The organism is Antarcticimicrobium luteum, from assembly GCF_004358185.1.
Taxonomy (GTDB): Bacteria; Pseudomonadota; Alphaproteobacteria; order Rhodobacterales; family Rhodobacteraceae; genus Antarcticimicrobium; species Antarcticimicrobium luteum.
Window position 1 is genome coordinate 19,005 of record NZ_SMUV01000050.1, and the last position, 16,289, is coordinate 35,293.

The following is a 16,289-nucleotide window of genomic DNA, read 5'->3' on the forward strand; positions in this document are numbered from 1 at the left end:
ACAAAGAACGAGGACGATGAGCGCAACCGCCTCCAGCCCGGCCCTCACCGCCGGCGACATCCGTGCCCGCAAGGGCGGCACCCCCCTGGTCAGCCTGACCTGTTACACCACCCCCATGGCCCGCGTGATGGATACCCATTGCGATTTCGTGCTGGTCGGCGACAGCGTCGGCATGGTGCTGCACGGCCTGCCCTCCACTCTCGGCGTGACGATGGAGATGATGATCCTGCATGGCCAGGCGGTGGCGCGCGGACTCACCCATGCGCTGATGGTCGTGGACATGCCGTTCGCCAGCTATGAGGAGGGACCGCAGCAGGCGTTCCGCAACGCCGCACGGCTGATGGCCGAGACCGGCGCCGGCGCCGTCAAGCTGGAAGGCGGGCTGCACATGGCCGAGACCATCGCCTTTCTGACCGCCCGCGGCATCCCGGTGATGGCCCATATCGGCCTGACGCCGCAGTCGGTCAACACGCTGGGCGGTTACAAGGTGCAGGGCCGAGACGATCAGGCCGCGGCGGTGCTGGCCGATGCCCGCGCGGTGGCGGAGGCCGGCGCCTTTGCCGTCGTTCTGGAAAAGATCCCGGCCAGTCTCGCCGACCGGATCACCGCCGAGGTGCCGATCCCGACCATCGGCATCGGTGCCTCCGCCGGATGCGACGGGCAGGTTCTGGTGGTCGACGACATGCTGGGCCTCTTCGCCGAGTTCAAACCGAAGTTCGTCAAACGCTATGCCGATCTGGCCCAGCGGGCCGAGGCGGCGATTGCGGAATATGCCTCGGACGTCCGCGCGCGCAGCTTTCCCGGGCCGGAGCATGTGTTTGCCGATCAGGTGAAGGGCGGCTCGAAATGACCGCGCCGATCCTCCGCAAACTGTCCCAGATGCGGGCGCTGACCGCCCGGTGGCGCGCCGCCGACGAGCGTATCGGCGTGGTGCCCACCATGGGCGCGCTGCATCCTGGGCATCTGTCGCTGGTCGAGGCCGCCAAGGCGGACTGCGACCGGGTGGTGGTCTGGATTTTCGTGAACCCGAAGCAGTTCAACAACCCCGAAGACCTGGAGAACTATCCGCGCACCGAGGTCGAGGATGCGGAAAAGCTGGCGCCCTATGGGGTCGACGCGGTCTATGCGCCCGATGTGGATCAGGTCTATCCCGAGGGCTTTGCCACCACGGTCTCGGTCGCGGGGCTGACGGACGTGCTTTGCGGCGCGCACCGGCCGGGGCATTTCGACGGGGTCGCCACCGTGGTCAGCAAGATCTTTTTGCAGACCGGGGCGGATCGCGCCTATTTCGGCGAGAAGGATTTCCAGCAGTTGCAGGTGGTGCGCCGGATGGCCGGGGATCTGGACATTCCGATCGAGGTCATCGCCTGCCCCACCGTGCGCGAAGACAGCGGCCTTGCCATGTCATCGCGCAACCTGCGGCTCTCGCCCGAGGGGCGGCAACAGGCGGCGCTGCTTTATCCGGTGCTGCGCGATGTGGCGGCCGAGCTTGCCGACGGCAACCGCTTCCCGCCGCTGGCCGAGCGGGCCCGCGCCCGTCTGGCCGAGGCCGGGTTCGACGAGGTCGAGTATTTCGATCTGCGCAGCGAGGACGGCTTGCAGGCGCTCGACCATCCGGACCGGCCGGCCCGGATCTTTGTCGCCGCCTACATCGAGGGGGTGCGGCTGATCGACAACCTGGCGGTGCCGGCGGTGTGAACGGGGCGGCGGGGCTTCGAGCCGAACCCCTCTGCTCGGCTCGCTCTGTGGGTTGGATGTGCAGGCATCTTGAGACTGGCACCCGGCTGCCCGGCTGATACTCTGCGGTCAATTCCGGGGGAGAACGCCGCATGACATTCATTCTGGCCATCGATCAGGGCACCACATCGACCCGCGCGATCCTGTTCGACAAGGACATGAACCCGGTACAGATCGCACAACGGGAGTTCACCCAACACTATCCCCGGGCCGGCTGGGTCGAGCATGACCCCGAGGAGATCTGGAACGCCACCGTCGCCGTCTGCCGCGCCGCGCTGGAACAGGCCGGGGTGAGCGCGGCCGAGGTTGCCGGAATCGGCATCACCAACCAGCGCGAGACCACGGTGATCTGGGACCGCGCCAGCGGCAAACCCATCCACAATGCCATCGTCTGGCAGGACCGGCGCACCACGGCGATCTGTGCCGGGCTGCGCGAGGCCGGGCACGGCGACATGATCAGCGCCCGGACCGGTCTGTTGCTCGACCCCTATTTCTCGGGCACCAAGGTGAAGTGGCTGCTCGATATGATCCCGGACGCCCGCGCAAGGGCGACACGGGGCGAATTGCTGTTCGGCACCATCGACAGTTTTCTGATCTGGCGGCTGACCGGCGGGCGGGTGCATGCCACCGATGCCACCAATGCGGCGCGGACGCTGCTTTACGACATTCACCGGGGGGAATGGAGCGCAGAGATCTGCGATCTGCTCGGTGTGCCGATGGCGATGCTGCCGGAGGTGCGCGACAGTGCCGCTGATTTCGGCGAAACCGAAGCGTACATTCTGGACGGCAAACTCCCAATCCTCGGCGTCGCGGGCGATCAGCAGGCGGCGACCATCGGGCAGGCCTGTTTCGCGCCCGGTATGATGAAATCGACCTATGGCACGGGCTGTTTCGCGCTGCTCAATACGGGCGGGGTGCCGGTAGCCTCGACCCACCGGATGCTGACCACCATCGCTTACCAGCTCGATGGCAAGCCCACCTATGCGCTGGAGGGCTCGATCTTCATCGCCGGCGCGGCGGTGCAATGGCTGCGCGACGGGCTGGGGATCATCGAGACGGCGGCGCAGTCGGGGGAGCTGGCGGCACAGGCCGATCCGGCGCAGGCGGTCACGCTGGTGCCCGCCTTTACCGGGCTCGGCGCGCCCTATTGGGCGCCGGAGTGTCGCGGCGCGGTCTTCGGGCTCACCCGCAATTCGGGACCGGCGGAGTTCGCCAGGGCCGCGCTGGAGAGCGTCGCCTTTCAGACCCGCGACCTGTGGGAGGCGATGCGTGCCGACTGGGGGCAAGAGGCTCAGGTGGTGCTGCGCGTCGATGGCGGCATGAGCGCCAGCGATCGGACCATGCAGGGGCTGGCTGACATCCTCGGTGCGCCGGTGGACCGGCCGGTGATGCAGGAGACCACGGCGCTGGGCGCGGCCTGGCTGGCGGGGATGCGGGCCGGGGTCTATCCGGGGATGGAGGGGTTCGCCGAGGGCTGGGCGCTGGACCGCCGGTTCGAGCCGGCGATGGGCGAGGCAGCACGCGCGGCGGCCTATGGGCGCTGGCAGCGGGCGGTGACGGCGGCGATGGCGTTTTGAGGGGGGCGATTGCCCACCTCAAGGAACAACAGAGCAAGCCGCGCAAGCGCCGGACCGTGGTTTGGCGCAGCACCCTCTGATCGGCGCGCTTCATCCCGGCCAAATCCGGACGACATCTGATCGGCGTACACACATCGACCAAGCGCCTGGCCCGTCACGCCGCAGGCTTGCCAACCAATAAGTGGCGCACCTCCGGTGCGACGGCCGGTCCGGCGCTTGCGCGGCGGCCTGCGGCCTTGTTCCGCGCAGGGGGATTGGCTCAGAACTCCGTTTCAGATCTGTGCGGCGCTCACCCCACCCGCGCCCCGGTCGGGATGATCGGTGGTTTTTCGTTCAGCTCGGCGATGGAAAACCCGGCGATGGATTTGAATTTCGCCGCATGGGCGGCCAGTTCGGCGCGCGGGATCACGTCATCGATATTGGCAAAATCGCCGCCACAGCGGTCCTCGGCCCATTGCATCACCGCGTCGGGGCCGCCGCCGGCGCGGTTGGCCAGCCCCACGGCGGTGGTCAGCGGGCGGATCTCGGCCTCATAGGCCGCCAGCGCCGCGCCCGTCACCCCGTGGTCCAGCAGCCGGGCGCCGATGGTGCGGGCATCGACGATGGCCTGGCTGGCGCCGTTCGAGCCGACCGGATAGGTCGGATGCGCCGCATCGCCCATCAGCGTCACCCGCCCCTCGGTCCAGCGCGGCAGCGGATCGCGGTCGACCATGGGGTATTCATAAACCGCCTCGGCGCCGGTAATGAGCTGCGGCAGGTCGATCCAGCCGAAGCGCCAATCCCGGAAATCGGGCAGAAACTCCTCGATCCGGGCGGCACGGTTCCAATCCTCGCGCCGCCAGTCGTCGCCGGGGTCAAAGCGTTTCTCGGCGATCCAGTTGATGGTGGCCAGACCGGTCTCGGGGTCCGGATCGGAGATCGGATAGGCCACCGCCCGCTGATCGTCATGGCCGATCATCACCATCGAGCCGCCGCCGTGATAATCCGGCGCCCGGGTGGTGGCGCGCCACAGGATGCGCCCGTCCCAGATCGGCGCGCCCTCATCGGGATACATCTGCGCCCGCAGCGCCGAATGGATGCCGTCGGCGGCGACGATCAGATCGCCCGCGATCCTTTCGCCGCCCTCCAGCAGCAACGTGGCGCCCTCCGGTCCGCCTTCGAACCCGGTGGCGCGGGCCTCGGTGACGATGCAATCCGCCCCCGCCCGGGCGATCAGCGCATGATAGAGCATCATCTGCAGCTTGCCGCGATGCACCGAATACTGCGGCCAGGCATAGCCGGCCGCGATGCCGCGCGGCTCTTCCCAGATCGGGTTGCCGAGCTTGGAGTAGAAGGCCAGTTGCCGGGTCTTTACCCCGATCTTCGCCAGCTCCTCCTCCAGCCCCAGGTCGAACAGCTCGCGCACCGCGTTGGGCTGAAGGTTGATCCCGACGCCCATCGGGCGCACCTCGGGCGCTGATTCGTAGATGCGGAACGGCAGCCCGATCTGGTGCAGCGTCAGCCCCAGGCTGAGCCCGGCAATCCCGCCCCCGGCGATGAGAATGGTCATATCAGGCGCCTCCCGCTGTTTGACCGGCTATCAAGCAGCATGGCCCGCCCAGTGCAAGCCTCAGGAGGTGGCCGCGCCGAAAATCTCGTCGGTGTGGCCATCGAGATAGATCCGCAGCCACGGCGTGAACCGGTCCGGGTGGCGGGCGATTTCCTGCTTCAGATCGTGATAATCGACCCAGCGCGTCTCCATCACCTCGCCGGGGTCGGGGTGGATATCCAAGGTGCCCTCCACCCGGGCGACGAACACCTCGACCAGCTCATGCTCGGTCAGGCCGCCGCCCACATCGGCGCGGTATTCCAACCGGTGGCGGTACTCGGGGTCCAGACCGGTGATGCCCAGTTCCTCCTCCAGGCGGCGCAGGGCGCAGACCTCCGGCGCCTCGTCCCAATGCGGATGGGTGCAGCAGGTATTCGCCCAGAGCCCCGGTGTGTGGTATTTGCCCAGCGCGCGCCGTTGCAGCAGGATCGCGTCGCCGCGCAGCACGAAGACCGAGACAGCCTTGTGGCGCAGCCCTTTTTGATGGACTTCCAGCTTGTCCACCGGTGTCAGCCTGCCCTCGACCCAGGCCGGGATTTTCAGGCTCATCGCAGGCTCCGGCGGGCCGGGGCCGTCAGATCGGGGATTTGGGGCGGGAAAAGGATCATCGCGGAACTCTGCAGTGGATCGGGCCGGGCGCATCCGCCGGAGGCGGGCGGCGGCTGCATATCCCCTCTGCCCCGCCTGGACAAGAACGCGTCGGGCCGCGGCGTGGACTGCCGCGGCCCTGGCCAGCTGTCTTGGTTGCGACGGATCAGTCGCCGGATTTCTCTTCGGTCTCGCCCTCGGTGGCCGGTGCCGGTGCGAGGCTGGCCAGATAGGCGAAGACGTCATCGCCGCCCTTCTTCAGCTTGAAGGTCATCTTGGACTTGGCGCCCTTGTCGCCGAGGTGCTCCTGCAGAAACTTGCGCGGATCCTTCACATACTCGTCAAAGGTTTCCTCGTCCCAGACCAGCCCTGCCTCGCCCGCAGCGACGATATCGTCGCCATAGCGGAAATCCTCATAGGTTCCGGCGGTGCGGCCGACCACGCCGAAAAGGTTCGGGCCGGTCTTGCCGCCCTTGACGATGGTTTCGCCGGCATCGGATACGATCGAGTGACAGGCCTTGCATTTGCCAAAGGTCTTTTCCCCCTTGGCAACGTCGCCCTCGGCCAGCGCCGGGGACGCGAGCAGACCAACAATCGCAGTGGCAATCAGACGGTTCATGGCTTCCTCTCCATTAGAATTGGCTGTGACGGATTAGGTAGATGGGATCGGCGAGAGTCAATCCACGCTATGCCGCCCCGCGCGGTTGCGACGCAGGTGCAGCAGCGGACCGGCCCCGGTCAGCCGGCGGTCTGCGACCAGCAGGGCAGCAGATCGCCCGGGGCCGGGGTGGCGGCATGGACCGCGCGGGCGATGGCGCGGCTCAGGCACAGCGCGGCGGCGTGGCCGATCCGCGTCAGGTCGCGGTCGGGGCGGTCCATCGGCCGGGCGCCGGTGGAGAGCGCGAAGACCAGATCGCCATCGCCGGGCGAATGCGCCGGCACGGTTGAGCGGCCGATGCCGTCATGGGCGGCGGTGGCCACGCGCAGGCATTGCGCCTTGGTCAGATCGGCATCGGTGGCGACGATGGCGATGGTGGTATTGGCGCGGTCCTGCGCGGCGTCGCCCGCCTGCGCCAGCATGGTCATCAGCTTGCGGCTTTCCAGATCGCGGCCCAGCCCGGCGGCCGGATCGGGGCCGAGGCCGCCGAATTCGCCGTCGACCTCGAAAGGCGCGGCCCAAAAGTGGCGGTCGCCGGGGGTGGTGACACTGCCCATCGGGTTGGCGGCGACCAGCGCGCCCACCGTGGTGCCGTCGTCGAGCACGAAGGAGGCCGAGCCAAGCCCGCCCTTTAGCATCGCGGTCAGCGCCCCGGTGCCTGCCCCGATGGTGCCGACGGCAAAGGTTTCGGAGGCGGCCTCGAAGGCCGCGCGGCCGAGCGCGCGATAGGGGTTTTCGGCCCAATCCTTGTTGCCGCCGTTCAGCAGATCGAAGATGATCGCGCCCGGCACGATGGGGATCACCGCATCGGCGATGCGGAACCCCCGCCCGCGCGCGCGCAGTGCGTCCATCACTCCCGAACAGGCATCCAGCCCATAGGCCGAGCCGCCCGAGAGCACCACCGCGTCGATCTTCGCCACCGATTTGTCGGGCGCCAGCAGGTCGGTTTCGCGGGTGCCCGGCGCGCCGCCCATCACCTGCACCGAGGCGGTAAAGGGCCGCGCCGCGGTGAGCACGGTCGCGCCGGATTTCAGGGTATCGTCCTGCGCGTTCCCGACCATCAGGCCGGGCACGTCGGTGATCAGGTTGCGGGGGCCGGGGATCATTCGCCTTGTCCAGTCATCGTGCGGTTGTCGTGCTGTCGTGGGGTCGGTCAGATGCAGCGCCCGCCGTCGACCTCCATCGCCACACCGGTGATCATGCTGGCCTCCTCCGAGCAGAGGAAGGCGGCGGCGTTGCCCATGTCCTCGGGGGTCGAGAAGCGGCCGATCGGGATGGTGGAAAGGAACTTGGCCCGCATCTCCGGCGTGTCCTCGCCGAGAAAGGATTTCAGCAGCGGCGTTTCGCCCGCCACCGGGTTCAGCGCGTTGACCCGGATGCCCTCGGGGGCAAGTTCGACAGCCATGGTGCGGGTGGCGGTGATCATCCAGCCCTTGGAGGCGTTGTACCAGTTGAGCCGGGGCCGCGGGCTGACTCCGGCGGTCGAGGCGATGTTGAGGATCGCCCCGGACTTCCGCGCCTTCATATGCGGCACCAGCGCGCGGGCGGTCAGGTAGACCGATTTCATGTTGACGTTGAAGACGCGGTCGAATTCCGCCTCGCTCACCTCGTCCAGCGGGGTGGGCAGATGGGTGACGCCGGCGTTGTTGACCAGGATGTCGAGCTGGCCGAAGGCGGCGAGCGCGGCCTCGGCCATGGCCTGAACCGAGGCGGCGTCAGAGACATCGACGGTTTGCGCGATGGTCCCGGCGCCCAGTTCGGCGGCCATTTCGGCGGCGGCGTCACCGTTTATATCGGCGATCATAACCCGGGCGCCCTCGGCCAGGAACTTGCGCACGATGCCCGCGCCGAAACCCGATGCGCCACCAGTGACGATGGCGGTTTTTCCGTTCAGTCTCATGGCGTTTCCCTCTCCCATTCCGGTTCGGCGGGAGCTTAGGGCGACGGCGGGGGGCGCACAAGCTGGCGCGTTGCCTGTCCCCTCACAATGACCTGCGGCCACCCTCCGAGCCAAGCGCACCCGCGCGGAGTCACGCCCGCAGGGCGCGGCTTGTTCTGTGCGTCAGGCCCGTGTTGCAGGGGGCTGCACCCCTACTCCCCGTCGACCTTGCCGCGCAGGGATTTGACCTCGCCCCGGGCCTTTTTCGATTCGATCCGGCGGCGGACCGAGCCCTTGGTGGGTTTGGTGGGGATGCGCCGCTTGGGGCGGACCAGCGCCTGGCGGATCAGCTCGGCCAGCCGCGCGCGGGCGATCTCGCGGTTGCGGGCCTGGCTGCGGGTTTCGTCGCACTGGATGACGATGGCGCCGTCCTTGGTCCAGCGCCGCCCGGCCAGCCGCTTCAGCCGCGCCTTGACCGGCCCCTGCAGCGCCGGAGAGCGTTCGGCCTCGAACCGCAGCTCGACGGCGGTGGCGACCTTGTTCACGTTCTGCCCACCCGGCCCCGAGGCACGGACGAACTGTTCGGTGATCTCCCAGTCGGCAATCTCTATATCGTCGGTGATCCGCATCATGGGCGCAGACTACTCCGGCTGGCAGCCATGAAAAAGGGGCACGAAAAAGGGCCACCCGCGGGCGGCCCTTTCGAAAGTTTCTGGAGGTGGGGCCGGTTAGATCATCGACCGATCCACGCGGGCGGGCTATCCGCCTGGGGTTGCCCTAGCTGGCCGCCCCCCGCGCTGTCCCGACACCTCGCTCCAATACCTTTCTCGACACTGGATCACCTCCTGTTCTCTCTGTTTCGGTTAAGCTCAGAGTGACACGGAGGCCGCGAAACGCCAAATAAAATCGTCAGGCGGGGCGGCGGCGCGCGGTCAATCGCGTAACGATCAGGCGGAAGGGCAGCAGCGCCGCCAGCGCCAGCGACAGTTTCACCAGCCAATCGGCCGCCGCCAGCGAGGCCCAGAGCGGCACCGCCGGGCCCAGGCCCAGCAACGGCAGCGCCTCATTGGCCCAGGCCACGTCGTTGGCCGGCTCCAGCCAGATCAGCTGCGCCGAAAACGCGATGCTGAAGAACAGCGCGGTGTCCAGCGAGGAGCCGACCAGCGTCGAGGCCAGCGGCGCCCGCCACCAGCGCCCGCCACGCAGGGCCGAGAAGATGCTGACATCCAGCATCTGCGCCACGAGGAAGGCGATGCCCGATCCCACGGCGATCCGAACGGTGACGAGCGGACCGAACTCGCCCATGATCTGGGTGCCGATCAGCGAACAGATCACGCCGGTGACGAACCCGGCGAACACCACCTTGCGCGCGGCGACCGTGCCGTAGACGCGGGTCGTCACGTCGGTGACGAGAAAGGCAAAGGGATAGGTGAAGGCCCCCCAGGTCAGCCATTGGCCGAACAGGAACTGGACCAGGATGTTGGAGGCCACGACAATGGCGGCCATGGCAAGAATGCCGGGAATATGGGTGCGGTTCATTTTTTTGCCCGTTTTGACAAGGTTGCGGCGACTTGGCCCGCCCCATTGGCGGACAGGCGGCGTCTAATGTCTCTGCCGCCCTTGCGCAAGGCTAATCCGGCAGGCGGTATTCGACCAGTTCGGTCCGCTGGAGCGCCAGAAAGTTGTCGTCCGAGATCATGGTGACGCGCAGGGCGCCATCCGCGTCGCGCCAGACCGACAGCCCCTCGAGGTTGTCGTGGGTTCCGGCGGCGGTGGTCAACAGGGTCTCCTCGTCCGTCGCCGCGGTGTCTGTCAGGCTCCAGCGCCGCAGCCGGCTGCGAAAGCCGAAAAGGCTCACCGCCCGCTCCAGCACGTAAAGCCGGCCATCGGGGCCTATATCGGCCCCCACCGGCAGAAACCGGCCGCGCGCTGGCAGGGTAAAGGCGACCGCCCAGCCTTCGGCGTCGCGGCGATAGACCGGGATCCGGCCCGCCGCGTCGCGCCCCGATTCCGGCAGCGTGTAGAGCCGCCCGCGCGCGTCGATCGCCAGCCCCTCGAGCGAGCCGTTCTCGGGCAGACCGCGAAACACCTGAGGCGCATTCAGCACCCTGGCCGGAGCGTCGGGCCTGTCGTAGCGGGCGACACGATGCACCCCCTCGAAAGAAACATAGAGCGCGCCGCCGGGTCCGATCGCCAGCCCCTCGGCATCCGCGATCCGGCCGCTCAGGTTCTTGCCTTCGCTGGAGCGGAGTCGCCAGCGCATCTGCGGGTCGATCCCGGCGATCTGGCCTGCCCCATCGCGGGTCAGCCGCAGGTCGACCAGCCGGGCGCTGTCGTTCAGGACCAGCGCGCGGGCGCCGCCGGCAAAGACATGCAGCCCCGAAAAGCCGCCGAACCACGCCTCGTCCCGCTCCCAGTCGTGGGCGGACAGGAATTGCGCCGCACCGGGGCCTTCGGCCCCCTCCCGCTCGCAGCCGGCGAGCAGCAGCGCGACTACTGCGAGCGCAGAACCGAGGCGCATTGCCGGGGCAGATCGGACAGCACGTATTCGCGGCGTTTCTTGGGCGGCGGCGCATTGGGATCGCGCGGCTTGGGCGGCGGCGGGTTGAGGATGTCGTTCACCCATTTCTGCGCATCGGCGCAGCCGTCCCCGGACGGCGGCGCCGCCTGATTCTCGCACCGGCGCTTCCCGCGCGGGCAGCGCAGACGCACGTGGAAATGATAGTGATGCCCCCACCAGGGCCGGATCTTGCTCAGCCAGCGCCTGTCGCCCTTCTCGTCCTTGCACATCCGCACCTTGGCGCCGGGAAAGACAAAGATGCGGGCGACCCGCGGATCCTGCGCCGCAGCCCGCAAAAGCGCGTGGTGCTGCGCGGTCCAATTCGCGTTCACATAGGCGCCGTTGGCCTTGCGCAGGGAAATCGACGAGATGTTCTCGCGCGCCTGGCGGCTGAGGTCCAGCCGCTTGGGCGGCAGCATCCAGATATCGATATCGAGGCCAAGCTGGTGGCTGCGATGCCCTGAGGTCATCGGTCCGCCGCGCGGCTGGCTGATATCGCCGATATACAGCCCCTCCCACCCCGGCAGGGTGGCGGCGAAAGTGCCCAGCCGTTCGATGAATTCGATGGCGTCCGGGTGACCCCAGTTGCGGTTGCGGCTGAGCCGCATCGCCTGCCAGGTCGGCCCGGTTTCCGGCAGTTGCACCGCGCCGGCGACGCAGCCCTTGGCATAGCCGCCATAGGGGGCCGGACGCTGCTGCGAGGCGGTGGTCTTGGCGCCGAACAACTCTTTCGCAAGCGGCTCGGCCATGACCTGCGGGGCGGCCAGCGCCAGGATCAGGAAGAGCGATGCGAACAGGCGCGTCATGCGGCATAGTCTCCTTGCGGTTTGACCCAGCGTAGCAGGATCAGCCCGATCAGGAAAAGCGCGATGAGCGGGGTCACGCCAATCTGCTGGCTGCCGCTGATCAGGGTCGCCGCGCCGATGCTCAACGGGGCGATGAAACTGGTCGCCTTGCCGGCCAGCGCATAGAGGCCGAAGGCCTCGGTCATCCGCTCGGGGTTGGCCTGGCGCACCATCATCGTCCGGCTGGCCGACTGGATCACGCCGCCCGCCGCGCCGATCAGCGCGCCCACCACGTAGAAGGCGAGATCCGGCAAGGACGACCCCTCAGCCACCGGCAGGCCAAAGACGCTGGTGCGGCTGATGAAGACGATGGCGATCGCCACCAGCGTCAGCAACAGAATGCAGGTGGTGATCACCGGCTTGGGGCCGAAATGCTCATCCGCGCGGCCGCCGATCCAGGCGAAGATGGCGCCGAAGATGATGGCCAGGATGCCGAAGATGCCGGTATCGACCACCGTCCAGTTCAGCACGCCGGCGGCGTAGATGCCGCCAAAGGTATACATCCCGTTCAGGGCGTCGCGATAGAACATGGACGAGCCCAGATAGGCGAACAGCGACGGCGTCCGCGGCAGGTTGCGCACCGTCCGGGCCACATCGCGCAGCGCGGCGGAAACCGCGCCCCGCGGCGCCCGGCGCGGTGCCGGATCGCGCACCCACAAAAAGAACGGGATCATGAACACCGCGTACCAGATCGCGGTCAGTGGCCCGACGAACCGGGTGCCCTCGCGCATCGCCGGGTCCAGCCCCAGCGCCGGAGAGAGCCCGAAGAAGGTTTTGCCGGTGGCCGCGCTCTCGGCGAAAAAGCCCAGCATGATCACCAGCGCCAGAAGCCCGCCGAGATAGCCGAAGGCCCAGCCGTTGCCCGACAGCCGGCCGATCTCTTCGCGGCTGCCCAGATCGGGCAGCATCGAGTTGGTGAAGATGGTGGCGAACTCCATCCCGATCATGCCGATGGCGAACAGCACCAGCGTCAGCATCAGGTTGAAATCGCCCGGCGCGGCAAACCACAGCCCCGCCGAGCCGATCACGTAGAGCCCCGAGAACAACCAGATCCAGCGCAGCCGGTTGCCCGCAAGATCCGCCATCGCCCCCAGCGTCGGCGCCAGCAGCGCGATCACCACCCCCGCCGCCCCTATGCCGAAGCCCCAGGCCGATTGCGCGGCGCTGCCGTCGCCCATCAGTTCCTTGACATAAGGTGCAAAGATGAAGGTGATCAGCAGGGTGTTGTAGGGCTGGCTGGCCCAGTCGAAAAAGAACCAACCCCAGATCCGTCTGCGCGCAGAAATCGCCGCCATACCCCACCCCCGTGTTTTGACCGGATGGTAAGGACTCCGCTCCGCACGCGAAACAGGAAACCCGCCGCCGCGGCGCAATCGCGGGGCTATCGCGTCTTTTGCGGCACATCATGCCGGCGCCCTGTTTCCGGCGGCGCGGGGACGGCCCCCTTGCCCTTTGCCCGCGTCCGCCTTAGGTCGAGGGCGTTTCGAAAGGGAAAAAATCCGATGCAGTCGCTGTTTCAAATCCTGATGCTGGTTCTGGACGTCGTGTGGTTCTTTGTCATCGCGCATGTGATCATGAGCTGGCTGATCAACTTCCAGGTGCTGAACACGCGTCAGCAACTGGTGGCGCAGATCTGGTACGGGCTGAACCGTGTGCTGGAGCCGCTCTATGGCCCGATCCGGCGCCTGCTGCCGCCGATGGGCGGGCTGGATCTGGCGCCGCTGGTGGTGCTGCTGGCGATCATCGCGCTGCGCATCGTGCTGCAGAACAACATGATGATGTTCTACTGATCATTGCCCCCTGCCGGCAGCGCATGCCGGCGGACATCGCGTGACACCGGCGCCGCCTGCCTGCGCCCGGGCCTGCCGCCCTTGTCCCCCGATTCTTAGTGTGTGAAACTGCCGCCAAGAGCAGGTCGAAAATAACTTACACGAGGCTTCCTGAATGCCCGGGCCATCCCCGCTGTTGCGCGACGTGTTTGGATTCGAGGCGTTCCGCCCCGGCCAGGAAGAGATCGTGGATGCGGTCACCGCCGGCGAGAACGTGCTGGCGATCATGCCCACCGGCGGGGGCAAATCCCTGTGTTTCCAGCTTCCCGCGCTGCTGCGCGAGGGGGTGACGGTGGTCATCTCGCCGCTGATCGCGCTGATGCGCGACCAGGTGCGCGGGTTGCAGGAGGCGGGCGTCGAGGCCGGCGCGCTGACCTCGGGCAATACCCAGGAGGAGACCGACGCGGTCTGGGCGGCGCTGGAGGCCGGGCGTTTGAAACTGCTCTACATGGCGCCGGAACGGCTGGCCTCGGGCGCGGCGCTGGGAATGCTGCGGCGGATCGGCGTCAGCCTGATCGCGGTGGACGAGGCGCATTGCGTCAGCCAGTGGGGCCATGATTTCCGCCCCGATTACCTGCGCATCGGCGATCTGCGCCGCGCGCTGGACGTGCCGCTGGCCGCATTTACCGCCACCGCGGATGCCGAAACGCAGGACGAAATCGTTCAGAAACTGTTCGACGGGGTGCCGCCGCGCAGCTTCCTGCGCGGTTTCGACCGGCCCAACATCCACCTTGCCTTTGCCGCCAAGGACGGGCCGCGGCGGCAGATCCTCGACTTTGCCGCGGCGCGACGGGGCCGCTCCGGCATCGTCTATTGCGGCACGCGGGCCAAGACCGAGGCGCTGGCCCAGGCGCTGCGCGATGAGGGCCACAACGCCTGTCACTATCACGGCGGGATGGAGGCCGGGGACCGCCGCACGGTCGAAGTCCGCTTCGCCCGCGAGGACGGGCTGATCGTGGTCGCCACCGTCGCCTTCGGCATGGGCATCGACAAGCCGGACATCCGCTGGGTCGCCCATGCCGATCTGCCGAAAAGCATCGAGGCCTATTATCAGGAGATCGGCCGCGCCGGGCGCGACGGCGCCCCGGCCGAAACCCTGACGCTCTACGGTCCTGACGACATCCGCCTGCGCCGCACCCAGATCGACGAGGGGCTGGCCCCGCCGGAACGCCGCGCCGCCGATCACGCCCGGCTGAATGCGTTGCTGGGGCTGGCCGAGGCGCTGGGCTGCCGCCGTCAGGCGCTGCTGGAGTACTTCGGCGAGGCGTCGGAACCCTGCGGCAACTGCGACCTCTGCGAAACGCCGCCCGAACTGTTCGACGCGACGACGCCGGTGCGTATGGCGCTCTCGGCGATCCTGCGCACCGAGGAATGGTTCGGCGCCGGGCACCTGACCGACATCCTGATCGGGAACCAGACCGACCGCATCCGCGAGCGGGGCCATGACCGTCTGCCCACGTTCGGGGTGGGGCGCGACTATGACAAGCGCCAGTGGTCCGCGATCTTTCGCCAGATGATGGGCCGCGACCTGCTGCGCCCCGATCCCGAACGCCATGGCGCGCTGCGGATGACCGACACCGCGCTGCCGATCCTGCGCGGTGAGGGCAACATCACGCTGCGCAAGGACGTCCTGCGCCGGGCCGCGCAGGAGCGGCGCCCGGCGGTCAAGGCGCTGGTCTCGGAGGAGGACGCGCCGCTGCTCTCGGCGCTCAAGGCCAAACGCCGGGCGCTGGCCGAGGCCGCCAAGGTGCCCGCCTATGTCATCTTTCCCGATCGCACCCTGATCGAGATGGCCGAGACCCGGCCCGCCAACCTCGACCAGATGGCGCGGATCAACGGCGTCGGCGCGAAAAAGCTGGAGCGTTATGGCGCGGCCTTTCTCGAGGTGATCAACGGCGAGGCGGCCCAGACCCACCCCGCCCGCCGCAAGCTGGCCGGGCGCGAGGCGGGCAGCCTTTTCGACCGGCTCCTGGAGGCGCAGGCGGGGCTGGCCCGCGGCGCGGGCGGCATCGAAAAGCCGCTCAGCTGTTCGGCGGCGCAGCTTGCCAGACTGGCGCAGCAGCGCCCCACCGACGAATCCGCGCTGGTGCGGCTGCTTGGCGAACGGCGGGCGGAACGGTTCGGCCCGGCCTTTCTGGACGTGCTGCGCGACGCGGGCTAGATCAGGCCGGGAAACCATCTGAGGGGCGGAATATGTTGGTTGTGATCTCGCCGGCGAAAAAGCTGGACTGGACCGAACGCGATCTCGAAACCACCGAACCGGCCTTTGCCGGCGAGGCGGCGCAACTGGCCGGAGTCGCGCGCGGGCTGAGCGCGGAAGATCTGCAAAAGCTGATGAAGATCAGCGCCGATCTGGCGAAACTGAACCGCGGCCGGTTCCGCGATTTTGTTGACGCCCCGGGAACGGAAGAGACCCGCCCCGCCGCGCTGGCCTTTGCCGGGGACACCTATCAGGGCCTGGAGGCCGCCTCGCTGGATCCCGATGAAATGGACTGGGCGCAGGATCATCTGCGCATCCTGTCGGGCCTTTATGGCATCTTGCGGCCGCGCGATGCGATCCAGCCCTATCGGCTGGAGATGGGCAGCCGGCTGAAGACGCCGCGCGGCAAATCGCTCTACGACTGGTGGGGCGACCGGATTTCGGGCGCGCTGAACGCACAGGCGGAGGCGCTGGGCACCGACGTCTTGGTCAACTGCGCCAGCCAGGAATATTTCGGCGCGGTCGATGCCGATGCGCTGAAGCTGCGGGTGGTCACTCCGGTGTTCATGGAGGACAAGGGCGGCGCGCCCAAGATCGTCAGCTTCTACGCCAAGCGGGCGCGCGGCGCGATGGCGCGGTTCATCATCCAGCGGCGGCTGACCGATCCGGCCGCGCTCGCCGATTTCGACAGCGGCGGCTATGTCTATCGCCCCGATCTGTCGGCGGACAACAGGCCGGTCTTCCTCCGCCCCTATGAGGTCGGCACCGCCTGACGCGCGCCCGGTCCGGCCCCGCCGATCCGGCAGGGCCGGCGCGGAAACCGTTGCC

General features: G+C 68.0%; 16 protein-coding genes. 6 read left to right on the forward strand and 10 right to left on the reverse strand.

Translation table 11 applies throughout. The features are described 5' to 3' along the window. Window positions 1–16: 16 nt before the first annotated feature. The 3 genes from panB to glpK all read left to right on the forward strand — a co-directional run bounded on the left by panB (window position 17) and on the right by glpK (window position 3,314). Complete coding sequence (gene panB / locus E1832_RS04340) at window positions 17–850, forward strand: 3-methyl-2-oxobutanoate hydroxymethyltransferase (protein ID WP_133358510.1); 834 nt, start codon at window positions 17–19, stop codon at window positions 848–850. Then, entirely contained in the window at window positions 847–1,698 is an 852-nt protein-coding gene (gene panC, locus E1832_RS04345; protein ID WP_133358511.1) for a pantoate--beta-alanine ligase, read from the forward strand. Before panB ends, panC begins: the two co-directional genes overlap by 4 nt. A gap of 131 nt (window positions 1,699–1,829) precedes the next feature. Beyond that, entirely contained in the window at window positions 1,830–3,314 is a 1,485-nt protein-coding gene (gene glpK, locus E1832_RS04350) for a glycerol kinase GlpK (RefSeq protein WP_133358512.1), read from the forward strand. Between the two features lie 289 nt (window positions 3,315–3,603). On the opposite strand, the gene E1832_RS04355 is transcribed toward glpK, so the two are convergent. From E1832_RS04355 to E1832_RS04400, 10 genes are all read right to left on the reverse strand, one after another. Continuing rightward, window positions 3,604–4,863: a flavin-dependent oxidoreductase gene (locus E1832_RS04355; protein WP_133358513.1), complete on the reverse strand. Its 1,260-nt coding sequence runs from the start codon at window positions 4,861–4,863 to the stop codon at window positions 3,604–3,606. A 60-nt stretch (window positions 4,864–4,923) separates the two neighbouring features. Beyond that, window positions 4,924–5,451 (reverse strand): isopentenyl-diphosphate Delta-isomerase, encoded by a 528-nt coding sequence (idi, locus tag E1832_RS04360; protein WP_133358514.1) that lies wholly within the window; start codon window positions 5,449–5,451, stop codon window positions 4,924–4,926. 205 nt (window positions 5,452–5,656) lie between these two features. After that, a complete protein-coding gene (locus tag E1832_RS04365; RefSeq protein ID WP_133358515.1) occupies window positions 5,657–6,109 on the reverse strand; it encodes a c-type cytochrome in 453 nt (150 codons plus the stop codon). A gap of 119 nt (window positions 6,110–6,228) precedes the next feature. Beyond that, window positions 6,229–7,254 (reverse strand): P1 family peptidase, encoded by a 1,026-nt coding sequence (locus E1832_RS04370; RefSeq protein ID WP_133358516.1) that lies wholly within the window; start codon window positions 7,252–7,254, stop codon window positions 6,229–6,231. 47 nt (window positions 7,255–7,301) lie between these two features. Next, window positions 7,302–8,048: an SDR family oxidoreductase gene (locus E1832_RS04375; RefSeq protein ID WP_133358517.1), complete on the reverse strand. Its 747-nt coding sequence runs from the start codon at window positions 8,046–8,048 to the stop codon at window positions 7,302–7,304. A 191-nt stretch (window positions 8,049–8,239) separates the two neighbouring features. Beyond that, the gene (arfB, locus tag E1832_RS04380) at window positions 8,240–8,659 is read right to left on the reverse strand and encodes an alternative ribosome rescue aminoacyl-tRNA hydrolase ArfB (protein WP_133358518.1); all 420 of its coding nucleotides are present in this window, start codon (window positions 8,657–8,659) and stop codon (window positions 8,240–8,242) included. Window positions 8,660–8,936: 277 nt separating this feature from the next. Further along, window positions 8,937–9,566 carry a queuosine precursor transporter gene (locus E1832_RS04385; RefSeq protein ID WP_133358519.1) on the reverse strand — a complete coding sequence of 210 codons (630 nt, stop codon included), beginning with the start codon at window positions 9,564–9,566 and terminating at the stop codon, window positions 8,937–8,939. A 91-nt stretch (window positions 9,567–9,657) separates the two neighbouring features. After that, complete coding sequence (locus E1832_RS04390) at window positions 9,658–10,548, reverse strand: esterase-like activity of phytase family protein (protein WP_133358520.1); 891 nt, start codon at window positions 10,546–10,548, stop codon at window positions 9,658–9,660. After that, window positions 10,521–11,393 carry a penicillin-insensitive murein endopeptidase gene (mepA, locus tag E1832_RS04395; protein WP_133358521.1) on the reverse strand — a complete coding sequence of 291 codons (873 nt, stop codon included), beginning with the start codon at window positions 11,391–11,393 and terminating at the stop codon, window positions 10,521–10,523. Before mepA ends, E1832_RS04390 begins: the two co-directional genes overlap by 28 nt. Further along, on the reverse strand, window positions 11,390–12,727 hold the full coding sequence (locus E1832_RS04400) for an MFS transporter (RefSeq protein WP_133358522.1): 1,338 nt from the start codon (window positions 12,725–12,727) through the stop codon (window positions 11,390–11,392). The genes mepA and E1832_RS04400 overlap by 4 nt, the downstream gene beginning before the upstream one ends. A 207-nt stretch (window positions 12,728–12,934) precedes the next feature. Between E1832_RS04400 and E1832_RS04405 the strand changes: the two genes are divergently transcribed. The 3 genes from E1832_RS04405 (at window position 12,935) to yaaA (ending at window position 16,234) form a co-directional block, all read left to right on the forward strand. Beyond that, window positions 12,935–13,222, forward strand: coding sequence for a YggT family protein (locus E1832_RS04405; RefSeq protein ID WP_133358523.1), 288 nt, complete (start codon window positions 12,935–12,937; stop codon window positions 13,220–13,222). Between the two features lie 154 nt (window positions 13,223–13,376). Continuing rightward, complete coding sequence (recQ, locus tag E1832_RS04410; RefSeq protein WP_133358524.1) at window positions 13,377–15,422, forward strand: DNA helicase RecQ; 2,046 nt, start codon at window positions 13,377–13,379, stop codon at window positions 15,420–15,422. A gap of 32 nt (window positions 15,423–15,454) precedes the next feature. Then, window positions 15,455–16,234 (forward strand): peroxide stress protein YaaA, encoded by a 780-nt coding sequence (gene yaaA / locus E1832_RS04415; protein ID WP_133358525.1) that lies wholly within the window; start codon window positions 15,455–15,457, stop codon window positions 16,232–16,234. Window positions 16,235–16,289 lie beyond the last annotated feature (55 nt).